Annotated in this window: 10 protein-coding genes; 6 read left to right on the forward strand and 4 right to left on the reverse strand. The window is 44.8% G+C overall.

The window, feature by feature from the left end:
* Positions 1 to 11 precede the first annotated feature (11 nt).
* Both BMZ72_RS24720 and BMZ72_RS24725 read left to right on the forward strand, forming a co-directional pair.
* Positions 12 to 3,125, forward strand: coding sequence for an efflux RND transporter permease subunit (locus BMZ72_RS24720; protein ID WP_089812354.1), 3,114 nt, complete (start codon positions 12 to 14; stop codon positions 3,123 to 3,125).
* Between the two features lie 15 nt (positions 3,126 to 3,140).
* Entirely contained in the window at positions 3,141 to 4,454 is a 1,314-nt protein-coding gene (locus tag BMZ72_RS24725; RefSeq protein WP_089812355.1) for a TolC family protein, read from the forward strand.
* 89 nt (positions 4,455 to 4,543) lie between these two features.
* On the opposite strand, the gene BMZ72_RS24730 is transcribed toward BMZ72_RS24725, so the two are convergent.
* Positions 4,544 to 5,305, reverse strand: a complete 762-nt coding sequence (locus tag BMZ72_RS24730; protein WP_089812356.1) for a carboxypeptidase-like regulatory domain-containing protein — start codon at positions 5,303 to 5,305, stop codon at positions 4,544 to 4,546.
* 220 nt (positions 5,306 to 5,525) lie between these two features.
* On the opposite strand from BMZ72_RS24730, the gene prs reads away from it, so the two are divergent.
* From prs to BMZ72_RS24745, 3 genes are all read left to right on the forward strand, one after another.
* Complete coding sequence (gene prs / locus BMZ72_RS24735) at positions 5,526 to 6,443, forward strand: ribose-phosphate diphosphokinase (RefSeq protein ID WP_012788043.1); 918 nt, start codon at positions 5,526 to 5,528, stop codon at positions 6,441 to 6,443.
* A gap of 437 nt (positions 6,444 to 6,880) precedes the next feature.
* Complete coding sequence (locus BMZ72_RS24740) at positions 6,881 to 10,585, forward strand: SusC/RagA family TonB-linked outer membrane protein (RefSeq protein ID WP_089812357.1); 3,705 nt, start codon at positions 6,881 to 6,883, stop codon at positions 10,583 to 10,585.
* An 11-nt stretch (positions 10,586 to 10,596) separates the two neighbouring features.
* Positions 10,597 to 12,057, forward strand: coding sequence for a SusD/RagB family nutrient-binding outer membrane lipoprotein (locus BMZ72_RS24745; protein ID WP_089812358.1), 1,461 nt, complete (start codon positions 10,597 to 10,599; stop codon positions 12,055 to 12,057).
* Positions 12,058 to 12,406: 349 nt separating this feature from the next.
* Here the strand turns inward: BMZ72_RS24745 and BMZ72_RS24750 are convergent, their stop codons facing one another.
* Complete coding sequence (locus BMZ72_RS24750) at positions 12,407 to 12,886, reverse strand: YcxB family protein (protein WP_012788046.1); 480 nt, start codon at positions 12,884 to 12,886, stop codon at positions 12,407 to 12,409.
* An 18-nt stretch (positions 12,887 to 12,904) separates the two neighbouring features.
* Positions 12,905 to 13,486, reverse strand: a complete 582-nt coding sequence (locus BMZ72_RS24755; RefSeq protein WP_089812359.1) for a hypothetical protein — start codon at positions 13,484 to 13,486, stop codon at positions 12,905 to 12,907.
* Positions 13,487 to 14,576: 1,090 nt separating this feature from the next.
* Between BMZ72_RS24755 and BMZ72_RS24760 the strand changes: the two genes are divergently transcribed.
* Positions 14,577 to 15,335: a phosphoglycerol geranylgeranyltransferase gene (locus BMZ72_RS24760; RefSeq protein ID WP_089812360.1), complete on the forward strand. Its 759-nt coding sequence runs from the start codon at positions 14,577 to 14,579 to the stop codon at positions 15,333 to 15,335.
* 80 nt (positions 15,336 to 15,415) lie between these two features.
* On the opposite strand, the gene BMZ72_RS24765 is transcribed toward BMZ72_RS24760, so the two are convergent.
* Entirely contained in the window at positions 15,416 to 16,144 is a 729-nt protein-coding gene (locus tag BMZ72_RS24765) for a LytR/AlgR family response regulator transcription factor (RefSeq protein ID WP_012788049.1), read from the reverse strand.
* Positions 16,145 to 16,164: the final 20 nt, after the last annotated feature.

Genomic DNA, 16,164 nt, shown 5'->3' on the forward strand with positions numbered 1-16,164 from the left:
AGCTATAGATTATGAGCCTTCCTTCACTCTCTCTTAAACGTCCCGTATTTGCTATCGTGATGAATATCATTATCGTGATATTCGGCCTGGTGGGATTCAATTTCCTGGGGGTAAGGGACTTCCCCGCTATTGACCCGCCTATCGTGAACGTGCGTACTTCCTACGCCGGCGCCAACTCCGATATTATCGAAACCCAGATCACCGAACCGCTGGAGAAATCCATCAATGGTATCGCGGGTATCAAAAATATATCCTCCAGCAGTAGTCAGGGTTCCAGTAATATCACAGTTGAATTTGAACTGGGTATTGACCTCGAAGCTGCGGCTAACGACGTACGTGACAAAGTATCTCAGGCACTCCGTAGTTTGCCGCCTGATATCGACGCGCCTCCTGTTGTATCTAAAGAAGATGCCAACTCTGATTATATCCTGTCCATGACAGTACAGAGTAACATCCGTAACCAGCTCGAGGTAACCGAATACGCCAACAACGTATTGCTCGAAAGATTGCAGACCATTCCTGGTGTCAGCTCCATCCGTATCCTTGGTGAAAAGAAATTTGCCATGCGTCTGTGGATGGACCCTGCGCGTCTCTCGGCCTACAGTCTGACACCAAGCGATGTACAGTCCGCCCTCTCCCGTGAGAACGTGGAACTGCCTTCCGGTAAGATCGCCGGTAACGCAACGGAACTGACCGTGCGTACCTTTGGCCGTCTGAATACAGAAGAAGATTTCGATAACCTGATCATCAAAAATGAAAACGGCAATGTGATCCATTTCCGTGATATCGGTCAGGCGATACTCGGACCGGAAAACGAAGAAACTATCCTGAAGGAATCCAACGTACCGATGATCGCATTAGCGCTCACGCCACAGCCAGGTTCCAACTACGTAGCAATCACAGACGAATTCTATAAACGTTACGAACAGTTAAAGAAAGATCTTCCGGATGATATCACCACCGATATTGCGATCGACAATACCAAGTTTATCCGCAAGTCCATCGAGGAAGTGGAAGAAACACTGATCGTCGCACTCGGTCTTGTGATCATCATCATCTATCTCTTCTTCCGTGACTGGCTCATGGCCTTCCGTCCATTGGTGGATATCCCTGTGTCACTCATTGCTGCATTCTTCATTATGTACGTCTGCGGATTTACCATCAATATCCTCACCCTGCTGGCGATCGTACTCGCTACCGGTCTGGTGGTGGATGATGGTATCGTGGTCACGGAAAATATCTACAAAAAGATCGAGGCCGGTATGCCGCGTATGAAAGCGGCAAAAGAAGGTTCTGAAGAGATCTTCTTTGCGGTAATCGCCACCTCTATCACACTCGCGTTCGTATTCCTTCCCATCGTATTCCTACAGGGTTTCGTAGGACGATTGTTCCGGGAATTCGGTATCGTGGTAGCAGGTGCTGTATTGATCTCTGCCTTCGTATCACTGACACTTACACCAGTACTGAACGTCAAACTGGGTCGTAAAACACATAAACACTCCTGGTTCTATGAAAAGACCGAACCATTCTTCACCGGAATGGAATCTGGCTATGAACGTGCACTGGAAGCATTTATGAAGATCCGCTGGATGGCAACGCTGATCGTATTGGCGTGTCTCGCGATGATCTGGTTCATCTTCAAAAATCTCCAGTCAGAACTGGCGCCAATTGAAGACCGTAGCCAGTTCCGTCTGTCTATCAGTGCACCGGAAGGAACGTCTTATGATTATATGGAACTCTATATGAACCGTCTCACACAGTTCATGGTAGACTCCATCCCTGAGAAGAAGATCCTCATTTCTGTGACCTCTCCCGGCTTTGGCGGTAACTCAGTCAACTCTGGTTTTGCCAACGTCGTACTCACCGAACCAAACGAGCGTCAACGTTCGCAGAAGGAGATCGTGAATATGGTGAACAAAAATATGTTCCGCTTCCCGGAAGGTAAAGTGTTTGCGATCGAACAACAGACCATCCAGGTAGGCCGTCGCGGTGGTCTGCCGGTGTCATTTGTATTACAGCATATCAACTTTGACAGTCTTTCCTCTGTACTGCCGAAGTTCCTGGAAGAAGCCAATAACAACCCGACGTTTGCTGCAATTGACGTGGACCTGAAATTCAACAAACCAGAACTCCGTATTCAGATCAACCGTGCGAAAGCAAGTGAACTGGGTGTATCTGTTGATGATATTTCACAAACCTTACAGCTTGCACTAAGTAACCTGCGTTACGGCTATTTCATCCGTAATGGTAAGCAATACCAGGTAATGGGACAGGTATTCCGCGGAGCGCGTGATAAACCAACTGACCTGCAGAACATCTATGTGCGTAACAGCCGTGGAGAAGCTATTCAGCTCGACAACGTGGTAACGATCGATGAGGAAACCAGTCCGCCGATCATCTATCACTTCAACCGTTATAAATCCGCTACCGTTTCTGCGAGTCTTGCGCCTGGTAAAACAATCGGAGATGGTATCAATGCGATGTACGGAATATATGATAAACTGAAGAAGCAGGGCGTACTGAATGACAACTACGTCTCTGCACTGGCCGGTTCATCCCGTGACTATGCAGAAAGTGGTTCCAACACGATGTTTGCACTGATACTTGCACTGGTACTGATCTATCTTGTACTGGCCGCACAGTTTGAAAGCTGGGTCGATCCGTTTATCATCATGCTGACGGTACCGCTGGCGTTTGCAGGTGCATTGCTGTCGTTGTGGATATTTGGCCAGACCTGGAACATCTTCTCCCAGATCGGTGTAATTATGCTGATAGGGCTTGTTACGAAGAATGGTATCCTGATCGTGGAATTTGCCAACCACAAACGAGATGAAGGTATGTCCAAGGCGAAAGCAGCTGTAGAAGCATCTGCTATGCGTCTGCGTCCTATCCTCATGACCAGTCTTGCCATGGCCCTCGGTGCATTACCGATCGCCATGTCACTGGGTGCTGCGGCTACCAGCCGTATCCCGCTGGGTATCGTGATCGTAGGTGGTATCGTATTCTCACTGATCCTTACCTTATTCGTAATTCCGGCGATGTATACTTTCCTGTCCAGAAGAAAACCTGCGACAGAAAGAAAAAGTGAAGAAGAAGAAGAGGAGACAGCCTCTGTGCACGCATAAATTATCAGCAACTACATGAAACGAACACTTTTATATCTCTCTTTGCTGCTTTGTTCTGCTGCACATGCTCAGCAGATACTGACGCCGGAACAGGCAATCGACGTCGCATTGAAGAACAACTATGATATCCGTCTCGCAAAAAATGATGCAGCTATCACGGCGAATGATTATGCGTATGCTAATCTCGCTTTTGCACCACGTGTGAACGGAACCGCCAATAAAGTATGGAATGCTACGCAAACCAAACAGGAATTCGCCAATGGCTCCAAACGTGATACTTCCGGTATCCGCGCCAGTACGCTTAGTGCAAACGTGAGTCTTGCATGGACCCTGTTCGATGGTCTGAAAATGTTTGCTACCAGACAAAAACTTGAGTCGCTGCGCGATCTCGGTGAACTGGCAGTAAAAGACCAGGTGATCAATACGGTTGCTAATGTCATTGCCGGTTATTACAATGTTGTACAACAGAAACAACAGCTGCGTAATCTCTCAGAACAATTATCTATATCAGAAGAAAGAGTGAAACTGTCAGATGCCAAGTTCCAGACCGGTCTGGGACCTAAAACGGACTGGTTACAGTCCAAGGTAGACTACAATGCGCTCAAGGCATCCTATCTGCGTCAGCAAACCCTGATCGAACAAAGCAAAGCCACCCTGAATCAGCTGATGGCCCTTGAAGCAGGCAATACGCAATATGATGTGATGGATACGATTCCGCTGAATATGGATCTTTCCTATGGAGGACTGAGACAACAGGCACTGGAGAAAAATACCGGGATCAAGGTAGCACAACAGAATCTGACCGTATCGCAGCTGCAACTGAAGGAAAGTAAAGGAGATTATTTCCCTGTTATCAACTTCAACTCTGCATACAACTACTCCCGTGTTAATTCCAACGCAGCCACCAACTCATTCAGTCCGGTGTATAACCAGAATGGTGTGGTGAGCTATGGATTCTCTGCAACGATTCCCATCTTCAACGGATTAAATGTAAGAAGACAGGTAAGTGCTGCGAAACTGAATGTGAATTATCAGCAGCTGGCACTGGATAACACCCGTACGCTGGTTGACCTTTCCCTGATCAGCGCATTTAAGGATTATGAATACTATAAAACAGCCGTAACGCTGGAAGATGAGAATCTCGGATTAGCCAGAGAAAACGTGATGGTAGCCATGGAACGATTCAGACAAGGGGTAAGCACTGTGATAGAAATGAAAGAAGCACAGCAGAGTTTAGAAGATGCCTACAACCGCCTGATCAATGCACGCTATAATATCAAACTGGCGGAAACACAGCTACTGAGATTAAACGGTATGCTGGTGAAATAAAGAAAGTGGATGCGTAACACTTATAAACGAAGAAGAGGCTGCCCGCCATATGGAGGACAGCCTCTTTCTATTTATTGAATATTTTATTGCTATTCTTCGTCAGGTTTCTTCGCTGCCGGAGGAGTCGCTTTATCCAGCTGATAGTGCCTGAAATTTTCTTTAATAAACAACATCAGGTCATAATCAGTGGCCTCCTTTAAGAACTGATAACCGGGTCTGTAACGCAGCATAAAGGTATCCAGTTCATCCCCGCTCAGCTTCGTCATCCTTTCTACCAGTTCAGGACTATATCTGTCGTCGATATATTTCTCTTTTTCCCAGTATACCAGCTGCTCCTGGAAGTGTTCTTTACGCTTACGCGTCTTACTGGGCACAAGATAAGTCAGGGCTGTGATCGGGTTGGATGGCAGGGTTTTAAGTATATCTACTGCACCTGGTTTATGATAATTGAAGTATTTACCATACTCCTCACGTGTGGCGAGTGAATCCTTTTTATGGTCCTGTCCAATTACTTTATGTTCAGTCAGTCCGATCACCTGGCGGGTCAGATAGACATTAATAAACATTGAAGTAGTGGGAACGTCGATATTCTTTTTGTAGTAACCCAACATGGAGAATTCCAGGGTATCACCTGGCATTGCATCTATGGCAAAACGGCCACTTTCGTTGCTGACAACGCCCGAACGTGAAGTTTTATTGAGAATGGTAACTCCCGGTACGCCTGCTCTGCTATCGGCTTCGGCTACCATACCCGATACCCTTACCTGCGCGCTGGCATGCTGCAGAAAGAATAACAGGTACAAAAACAGTGCTCCGATGCTACCGGAAAGTTGTATAAATCGTCTAGGCATCGCTCAAAATTAATTTTCCCAGCGCAAATGAAAAGTTAAAAAATAGTTCTCGTTCGACAGACTACAGTCCTACAGTTATAGGAACAAGCAATAAACTTAGGACTTTTATTTCTAATAAACGGTCTCTTCCTTATGAATTGACAATAAATTCTGAATCAAATGCGCTGATAATCTGTATATAAAAACTATATTATTATCTTTAATCCTTATTTCAAAGACTATGCCTCACAGGATCTTGTTTGCAACTCAACGTTATCAGTATCTGAAAGACAGATTATTGACGCTTGTTCCGGAATGGGAAGAAGGAAAATTGGATATCCGGGATTTTCCTGATGGGGAACATTATCATCGTATCAATTCCAATGTCACCAATAAAGAAGTGATATTGCTGGGAGGTACGATCGATGATAAGGAAACATTAGAACTTTTTGATATTGCTCATGGCTGTATCCAGGAAGGCGCATGTGCGGTCAATATAGTCATTCCGTTTTTCGGTTATTCCACGATGGAAAGAGCGGTAAAATCGGGAGAGATTGTGAAGGCAAAGACCAGAGCGATCCTGTTTTCCACGTTGCCGCCCACCACATCGGGGAATAAAATACTGATGCTGGACCTCCATGTGGATGGCATTACTTACTACTTTGAGAATAGTATACGTCCTGTACATCTTTACGGGAAAGACCTGGTGAAAGAAGCTGCACTTGAAATAGCAGGCGACAGACCTTTTGTGCTGGCCAGTACAGATGCCGGCCGTGCAAAATGGGTAGAGTCACTGGCTAATGATCTGCATGTATCAGCAGCATTTGTATTTAAAAAACGTCTCTCCGGAGAAGAAACACATATCACTGCGATCAGTGCCGATGTACAGGATAAACTGGTGATCATCTATGATGACATGATCCGTACAGGAGGATCGCTTATAAACGCAGCAGAAGCCTATTTACAGGCAGGTGCTTCAGAAATAGCCGTTATCACTACACACGGAATTTTTGCCGGAAATGGCTTTAATAAGATCAAACAAAGCGGTATTATCAAGAGAGTGATATGTACTGACACACACCCCAACGCACTCACGATCAAAGATGAAATGCTCACCATTAAATCAGTAGATAAGCTTATCGCAGATTACTTTAACTAGCAATACTCAGTACCAGCCAGTCTTTTTAGAGTATGCCATTGGCAAGGTGTTTGATATACAGCGCAATAGAAGGGATTGCTCTTGTAGCGGAAAGACCATGCCCTGGCATGTCGTGCCATATAATACAGGGAAGGGACAATTGATGAATGGCTGTTGCATCCACTATTTCATCCAAGCTAGAATAAAAACGAAATGTACAACTGACGCCAGATGGCTATACCTACGCAATGCAGGCATAGGTATGGACTGCCAACTGATGAGGTGAATGAGCGCTATTTTCTTTACATGACAGAAATAAATCAGCTGCAGGCTCATTGTGAAAGGCGATTGCGTTGTATTATAGTTAACAGAGAAGATATTGAAGTTATCATAGCAATATAGATAGAAGCAGCTGCCCCTGCTTCAAAAAAATTTGTAACCAAATCTTACTATATAAGATGAGAAGCCATGTACTCAACTGGTTGTGGCTGTGCTTTGCCTTTTTCTGTAGTGTAAAACCCACAAAGGCAAACACAAGCGTTAACCACTTCTTTTACGAGACCAGCGCTGAGATAAATAAATATCAGCCCTCAATTACAGCCTTCCAACAAAAGGATACCACTGTAAAACCCACTACCAGTCCGGTAGTTATTACACCTTCGTCATCTGCAAAAGATACGTCTGGTAAACAAATGAAGGATACTGCAAAGCCTGCCGCCAGCTCTCCGGTAGTGATCACACCAAACTCTGCTGCGAAAGATACTTCGGGCAAACAGACAAAAGATACCAGTGCGCCGGCTACTGCATCTCCTGTCGTGATCACACCAAACGCAGATACCAGCAAGCCAAAGCAGGATTCTTCATCAGCGTCCCGCACAGACAGTACACGTACTGCTGCTGCTAAAGACACGACGACAAAACCCAAAAGCGATACTGCATTAATACTACCTGCTGATCCTAATACGGTAAAGCAGACAACTGGTCAGTTCAGTCTGAAAGGCACAGTGAAAGAGGCCGGAGGAACAGCTGTTCCAGGTGCTCAGGTGGTTAACCTCAGTACAAAACAGGGCGTAGCAGCAGGTCCTGATGGTACATTTACAATAAAGGCTTCTCTGAAAGATACTATCAAAATTTCCGCACCGACATTCGCAGAACAATCCATTCCACTCGACTCACAGGAGCCGCTGGCAGTAAGTCTGGCTCCTGCCTCATCCGGTAAGAAAGAATTGAAAGAAGTAGTAGTGACTGCACTCGGTATCCAAAAAAATACACGCGCTGTAGGTTATGCAGTGGAAGAAGTTAATGGTAGCGCTGTACAGGAAGCGAAAGAGGTCAACTTCGTGAATGCACTGACAGGTAAAGTGCCTGGTCTGCAAGTCAACAGCAATACGGGTTCCATGGGTGGTTCCACCAAGATCACGATCCGTGGTGTAAAGTCTATTCTTGGTGATAATAACGCATTCGTTGTTGTAGATGGGACACCATTTATCAATAACAACACGAACCAGGGCGGTCAGCTCAACGGTGGTGGTGGTTACGATTTTGGTAGCTCTCTGCAGGATATTAATCCTGAAGATATCGACAACATCTCTGTGTTGAAAGGTGCTGCTGCAACAGCTCTGTACGGTAGCCGCGGTGCTAACGGTGTGATGCTGATCACTACGAAAAAACGTCCTGAAACTTCCGGTGGTATCGGTGTTACATACAGCATCAATGCACAGGTTGATAAAGTATATGTACTGCCTAAATACCAGAATGAATATGGTGGTGGTACCGGTGGTAAATTTGATACACTCTATTACAACCAGCATCCGGAAGGCTTCCTGAATGAAGGCGCAGCAACATACGATGATAATAATGGCCTCGGCCGTTATGACCTGCTGGTAAGATATTATGATGATGCGTCGTGGGGACCAAAATTAGATGGCCGTCAGGTACGTCACTACTGGTCATGGGATAAGAATAAAGGTAATCCTGACTTTGGTAAGACAGCTCCATGGTCAGCGAATCCAAATAATGTGAGGGATTTCTACAGAACGGGGTTCACGCTCACCAATAATATTGCCATGGCGGGTAACAATGATAAAGGTTACTTCAGATTATCCTATGGCAATATGACGCAGAACTTTATTCTGCCAAATGCAGAAATGCGTCGTAATAACTTCTCATTTAACGGAGGATATGATGTAGCGAAAGGATTGAAAGGTGTGGCATCCATCAACTATAGTGCGACCAAAGCAAATGCACGTCCGGGTACTGGTTTCACCGGTCCTAACCCAACATTGCAGTTCACTATGTACGGACAGCGTCAGCTGGATATGGAGCGTCAGAAAAAATATCAGTATGATGACGGATCACAGATCACCTGGAACCGTAAGTCATGGGATGATCCTGCTGTAGCATCCAGCAATGGTCCATACTGGAATCGTTACATGGACTATGAAACCGATAGCCGCAACCGTTTATTTGGTAATGCAGGTCTCGACTGGGATGTATCAAAATGGCTGACCATCAGTGGCCGTGTATTCATGGACGACTATAATACGCTGGAAGAAGAAAGATCTGCGAAAGATTATCTGATCGGTGGTTATATCAAAAGAGTACGTACCTCCAGAGAGATGAACTATCAGTTAACAGCTAATATCAATAAAGAACTTAGTAAAGACTTTAAACTGAATGCGTTGATCGGTGGTAATATCATGCACCGTAAATGGACCACTACCGGTGGTAGCACTGTAGGCGGTCTGATCATTCCGGGTGTATACAACCTGAATAACTCATTGCAAACAGCACAGCCTATTGATGAGTTCTTCGAAAAACAGATCAACTCCGGTTTCGCAACTGCATCACTGGGTTATAAAAACTATTTGTTCCTGGAACTGACCGGACGTGCTGACTGGAGCTCTGCGCTTGCCAGTGAAAACAATCCATATTTCTACCCATCAGCATCTGCTTCCTTCGTGTTCTCTGATCTGCTGAAAGACTGGAAATGGCTGAGCTTCGGTAAACTGCGTGGAAGCATTTCACAGGTAGGTAGTGATACTGATCCATATCAGATCTATGATACTTATCAGTTCATTCCTCCATTTGGTAACTTCCCTGCTACACAGCTGACTTCCGTTAAATATAACAAGACACTGAAACCAGAACGTACGAGAGAATACGAAACAGGTATCTCCCTGAAATTCCTGGATGATCATATCGGACTGGATGTTACTTACTACGACAGGATCACCAAAGACCAGATCATTCCATTGCCGATCTCTTCTGCAAGCGGCTTCACCAGCACGATCGTAAATGGTGGTTCCGTACAGAACCGTGGTGTGGAAATAGGACTGAACCTGAATCCGATCCGTCTGAAAAATGGTTTCCGCTGGGATATCAATGCCAACATTGCACGTAACCGTAATAAGCTGCTGGATCTGAATATTGACCAGTACAACAGCTCACTGCCTGTATTGCTGATCGGTACTGACCGCAGAACAACAAAAGTATCTGTAGCCGCTTATGTAGGTAAACCAATGGGTACCCTGCTCGGAACTGATTATGTATACGATGCACAGGGACGTAAGATCGTAGGACCTGATGGTCTGTATAAGATCACCGACAATCCTGTTCCGATCGGTAACGCATATCCTGATTTCGTAGGTGGTGTAACCAACAGCTTTACCTATAAAGGTATCTATCTGTCTGCACTGGTTGACTTCCAGCACGGAGGCGATTTCTTCTCCTACACCAACATGTATGGTAAAGGTTCCGGTTTGCTGGATATCACTGCTGCCAATGGTGTAAGAGAAAAAGGTATCATTGCGGAAGGCGTAACTGAAGACGGCAAACCTAATGATGTCGTACTGGATGCAGCAACCTACTTCCAGAATAACGAAGGTAGAAACCTGAGTAAAGCGAATCTGTATGATGCGAGCTACATCTATCTGCGTGAAGTAAAACTGGGTTATAATCTGCCGGAAAGCTGGTTCAAAAAAGTAGGCGCACAGACAGCAAGACTGTCTCTCTACGGACGTAACCTCTGGCTGATCAAATCCAATGCTCCAAACGTAGACCCTTCGAACATTCTCAACTCCTCTTCCAATATACAGGGGATTGAAGGTGGTGCATTACCATCACTGCGTTCTTATGGTATTAACCTGAATGTATCATTCTAAAACTGAGTTCAATGTTGAAAAGATTCTTAATATACGCATGGCCGGTATTATTCATCTTTGTGATGATGGCAGGATGTAAAGACCTCGATGAGATCAACCACGATCCCACCAAACCTACAGAGTCAGAGCCGGCATATCTGCTGACCAGCGCTGAGAAAAATGCGATGGATTATATGTACAGCACTTTGCAGAATGGCTATATTGGTATGCACTATTCGCAGTTCTGGTCTGCCAATTCAAGAGTGAATGACAGTCAGTATGCGATCGATGAAAATAACAATACCGCTTTCTGGAATTTCCTGTATGTATCCTTACATAGTCTTGACAGAATAGTAACGATTAATAATCAGCGTGGCAATAATCCGGCTGCTAAAAATCAGAACGCCATTGCCGGTATTCTGAAAGTATGGTTGTACCAGGTACTGACAGATACGTATGTGAATATTCCTTACTCACAGGCATTAAAAGAGGGTGATAATATTACGCCTGCCTATGACAATCAGGAAGCTATTTACACTTCCCTGATCGATACGCTGAACAAACAGATTACAGCGCTCGACCCATCTCAGCCTACTTTCGATGGTGGTGATGTGATCTATAACGGCGATGTGACAAAGTGGAAAACCCTGGCGCATTCACTGATGCTCCGACTGGCGATCCGTATTGCGGACGTAGCACCGGATAGAGCTAAAGCAATCATTGAAGCAAATTATACAGCAGCCATGCAGAGCAATGCAGATAATGCAGAATTTGCGTATCTGGCTACAGCGCCCAACAAATTTCCGCTGAATGATTCAGAAAGGGAAGTGCTTGACTTCTTCGTGAGCACCACACTGGTGAACTACATGAAGAGCACCAATGACCCACGTCTGCCGATTTATGCAAGACCTGCGAAAGGTACTGGTCTGATCACTGGTCTTGAGTATGGCAGAAGTGCGAATGATCCAGGCAGACTGTCTCCGGACAATTATTCCTATCCGGGCACCAAAATTTATTCAGCTACAATGCCTGGTATCCTGATGACCTATCCGGAAGTAGCATTTATTCTGGCTGAAGCAGCCGCCCGGACCTGGAATGTAGGAGAAGCGGCGCCGGCACTTTATGAGAAAGGTATCCGTGCCTCCATGGAGTACTGGGATGTGACAACAGGTGTGGATGAATATGTGGCGTCTGTTCCATATAATGCGGGAGACTGGAAAAATGTGATCGGCACCCAGAAATGGCTGGCACTCTATCCACAGGGATTCCAGGCATGGTTTGAGCGCCTGCGTCTTGACTTTAAAAAGCCGAATGGAGATTCACTGTTCATAGCACCCTATTCGGGCTCTCTGGACCAGAATGTACCATATGTACCCTCCCGTCTGACCTACCCATTGGGTGAGCGTACACAGAATGCGGCTTCTTACCAGAAGGCAGCTGATGCGATCGGAGGTGATACCAAAAAGAGCAAAAGCTGGTGGGATAAGAACTAAGGAACACAACTATCCTCATAAATCCTGAGCCCCGGTCACAAGCCGGGGCTTTTTCTTTGTATAGGGGATACCCTATCTATAGTCACGCTACGTTACACCTCCGTTCTGATCGGAGCACTAAGGCAGGGTAACTATAGTCAGACTATACTCAGACCACAGCTATAAGATCCCGACATAGAAATCCTTATACCGGCCGTAGCGGACCTGTAATCAGGAACCAATATCAAGAAAGGAGACAGGGCAGAATAAGGTTACTCAGACGTTTCCCGGGGCTTATTTACGGGCATACGGCCATTCCCGGATATGGTTATCCGGACCCGGTGCCAAAGGGCTGTTTTACCAGTAAAACTTAATTAATATGATCATTCGCCAGACGGCTGAATTCCTCATGCGCGTCAGCGGATTTGAATGCGCTGGTAGGTACGAGGAAGAAGTTCTTTTTACCACGATAGAGGAAGAAGAAGTTTTTGGCTTCCACAACCCGGGTAAAGGTGCTCCAGGAGAGCAGGCGTTGTTGTTCGCTATTACGGGTGGAGATGGTGATACCTTCCTCTGAATATTTCAGATGGATATCGTCTTTAAAGGTAGCAGCCTTATTATAGATGGAAACGGGCAAAAGGAACCAGAACACCATAATGATGAGTACCACCATGGAGACAATCCCTATCAGGGCGCCTATTGTGACTATTTTGAAAGCAAATCCGGCCAGTGTGAAGGCCAAAAGGATGAAGAGTGTGTTGCGGAATACTTTTATTTCTCCCAGCTGCAAAAAATGATAGCGTAATGCATTCAATACCTCCTCCTTATTGTAATTAAACTCCAAATGCATTATGGCAAGGCAAACTTTTTATTTACTAACGGGGAGTGTCATCTGACTCTCCATATCATCTCTACGGCTGACAGGCGCGTATTTCTTACGGTTGGCAACAGGTTGTTTTTTCACAGTGTTGGAAGAACCATCGGAGAGGTCATCCTCGCTTAAACCTGGAAAATTATTCTTTACGAACTGAAAATACTGCTGTAAGGTCTTTGGATCAACTTTGAAAGGAAAAGCCAGCTCGTTGCCGGTCAGTTTTGACAATTCATTGCTATTGATCCGGGATTCGTTCTGAAGGTACCATTTATAGAGATCCAGGATACCTTTTTTGAGCTCCTCCTCATACATTTTATCACCATCCTGATCCTTGGGTAACATCCATACGTACTCTTCCACCCTGGTCGGGCGGGTTACTTTGGTTACAGTTACCGTCTTCTCCTCGCAATTAGCATTCTTATTTCCGGCCTTATCGCCTTCCTTCTCCTTGTCTTTCTCCTTCTCTTTCTCTTTACCGGCTTTGGTTTTATCCTCGTCCTTCCATTTTTCGCTATTTGCGCTTGCTGATGCGGCTGAGGCAACGGAGACCAACAGCAGGAACAACAGCTTCTTCATAGTGTAAAAAATTTGTAAGATTAAAAATACAAAATCCAAATTATAAATCCCAAACTAATTGTCCGGCGGCAGGGAAGGATAGAGGGTTAAAAAACAAAAGCAATGGATAAACCATTGCTTTCGAGAGTCATTTTACATTGCATGATGATTCACGCCTGTAGGAAATATTTGGTTCTTCATAGGACAGTAACCATAATAAAATTAATACAATAACAAATATAATAAATATTTATTGCAAGATAGGTGAGACCATAAATATTTGAAATTCTTCAATTTACCATCGTCATTTTTGCAAAGCTGGTAAAAAACATAAAGGATTGTTAAAAATCCAAAACAGGACTTTTTACGGATATATATAAATAAAGTTAAAATGACCCCAAAATGCATTGCAAGGGAACGTGTGAATGAACTGACGATCGCCAACTGTCATACTGTATGAAAAAACCAATCGTGAGAATGCTGAAACGGGCAGATAAGGGGAGAAATTAACATTTACGGAACACAACCGTGAGAACGGTACTAAGTAGAAATAGTAAGGGCACCTGGAAAGGCGCCCTCAATTTGTTACTATCCTATGAAAACCCTATTTGAATACAAATGTAAGGGCATGTTATTTTTCTTTGAAATTTTAAAGCCACAATAACAAATCGTTAACAAAGATAGCAATCCTACTACGCCTGAATCCCTTAACAGTATTGATTTCCGCTTATTCGTACTTTTTCGTAAATTCGTTAACAAACTGCTCAGAACTTATTGATGGGCCTGTCCACGAGAGTGTTATTTTGTATGTAGAATGTATGTAGAATTATCGTCTTACCAGTTTCCCTTATACAGGGGATCCGCTCATTTAAGTACTTGACTGGAGGGTTAAAAAAGTATATATTTATTTGATATGATGGTGTTTTAATCTTTTTATTTCCATTTTTTCAGAACGAATATATGGCCTGAAGATTGCATTATAAACGGACAGAACCCTTACTGGATGGGAATTTGGTCGAATAAAAAATGAATAATATGCATATTCATTTAACAATGTGGCTTATTACCGAAAAAATTATACATTTGCGACAACCGGAACAATGCTATTTTAATGCACAATAAAATATACAATTCTTTTATCGATAGGAAAGCGAAGGGCATCAAGTCATTCGCAGTACTGATTGATCCGGATAAGGTAACTCCTGCTGACATAGCAGACCTTGCGGCGAAATGTACGGCAGCTAAGGTGGATTATATATTCCTTGGCGGTAGTCTTGTGATCACCAACCACCTCGATGAATGCGTACAACAGTTTAAAACACTCTGTGATATTCCTGTGGTGTTATTCCCTGGCAGCCCCTCTCAGGTCTCCCGTTATGCCGACGCATTGCTTTACCTGTCTGTTATATCAGGGCGTAACCCCGAATTGCTGATAGGACAACATGTACTATCTGCTCCAGCCGTTAAAAAGAGCGGCCTGGAAGTTATTTCTACCGGTTATGTCTTAATTGACGGCGGCGCGCCGACTACTGTATCTTATATCAGTAATACCACTCCCATCCCTTCAGATAAGGACGACATTGCCATGTGTACCGCAATGGCAGGCGAGATGCTGGGCATGAAAGTAGTATTTATGGACGCCGGCAGCGGTGCCCGTAAGCCGATCACGGAAAGTATGATCTCCCGCGTAGCCAGCCAGGTAGCAGCCCCTATTATCGTTGGCGGTGGTATCCGCGACGCAGAAAAGGCTTACCTGAACTGTAAGGCAGGCGCCGATATCATCGTGGTAGGTAATGCTATCGAGAAGGAAACTTCACTCATCAAAGAAATGGCCGACGCAGTGCACGCAGCTGCTCCTGTGTTGAAATAATAAATGCTTTATAAAAGCGAAACGCTGATCATCGTAGTTAATACGATAATCAGCGTTTCGCTTTTTAGCTTAATATGGACCTAGAGGCTCATCATTTCCTTGAACTTAACCGCCTGTCTGCGGCTCACTTCTATTTTTTCTCCTCCACGCATCTCCAGCAGCAGGCCTCCGTTAAAATAGGTGTCTATTTTCTCGATCATCCGCAGGTTCACAATGTGCTTTCTGTTGGCCCTGAAGAATGTGCGCTCATCCAGACGCTCTTCCAACGCATTCAATGACTTCAGGATCAATGGCTTATTACCTTCAAAATACACCCTCGCATAGTTACCTACACTCTCAAAAAGGCGTATTTCCTGTAATTTTACAAACCAGCAGCGATCTCCGTCCTTTACAAATACCTGGTCATTCTCAGAAAGGATGGTCCGGATCGTACCGGCTTCCGCCTGTCTTTCCTTCTCTTCCTGCTGATGCAGTTTGTGAATGGCGTCTGCCAGCCTTTTCGGCTCAACAGGCTTCAACAGGTAATCCAGCGCATTATACTCAAATGCTTTCAGCGCATGCTCATCATAAGCAGTGGTAAAGATCACCTGTGGTGCTTTTTCCAGTTCGGCCAGCAAATCAAAGCCCGTCTTATCCGGCATTTGTATATCCAGGAAAAGCAGGTCAGGATGCAGCGTTTCAATTTTTTCCAGTCCGTCCTTTGCATTTACGGCTTCTCCCACAATGACTATCTCAGGGTGGTCAGCCAGTAATTTCTTTAGCTCGCTTCTGGCCAGGCGTTCGTCATCGATTATCAATGCTTTTTTCATGAGCAACTACTTTTAAACTT

The sequence above is a fragment of the Chitinophaga sp. YR627 genome, assembly GCF_900114995.1.
Lineage (GTDB): Bacteria > Bacteroidota > Bacteroidia > Chitinophagales > Chitinophagaceae > Chitinophaga.

Coding starts and splice junctions, on each gene's coding strand:
- BMZ72_RS24720 (WP_089812354.1), top strand. CDS start 12: ATGAGCCTTCCTTCACTCTCTCTTAAACGTCCCGTATTTGCTATCGTG.
- BMZ72_RS24725 (WP_089812355.1), top strand. CDS start 3,141: ATGAAACGAACACTTTTATATCTCTCTTTGCTGCTTTGTTCTGCTGCA.
- BMZ72_RS24730 (WP_089812356.1), bottom strand. CDS start 5,305: ATGCCTAGACGATTTATACAACTTTCCGGTAGCATCGGAGCACTGTTT.
- prs (WP_012788043.1), top strand. CDS start 5,526: ATGCCTCACAGGATCTTGTTTGCAACTCAACGTTATCAGTATCTGAAA.
- BMZ72_RS24740 (WP_089812357.1), top strand. CDS start 6,881: ATGAGAAGCCATGTACTCAACTGGTTGTGGCTGTGCTTTGCCTTTTTC.
- BMZ72_RS24745 (WP_089812358.1), top strand. CDS start 10,597: ATGTTGAAAAGATTCTTAATATACGCATGGCCGGTATTATTCATCTTT.
- BMZ72_RS24750 (WP_012788046.1), bottom strand. CDS start 12,886: ATGCATTTGGAGTTTAATTACAATAAGGAGGAGGTATTGAATGCATTA.
- BMZ72_RS24755 (WP_089812359.1), bottom strand. CDS start 13,486: ATGAAGAAGCTGTTGTTCCTGCTGTTGGTCTCCGTTGCCTCAGCCGCA.
- BMZ72_RS24760 (WP_089812360.1), top strand. CDS start 14,577: ATGCACAATAAAATATACAATTCTTTTATCGATAGGAAAGCGAAGGGC.
- BMZ72_RS24765 (WP_012788049.1), bottom strand. CDS start 16,144: ATGAAAAAAGCATTGATAATCGATGACGAACGCCTGGCCAGAAGCGAG.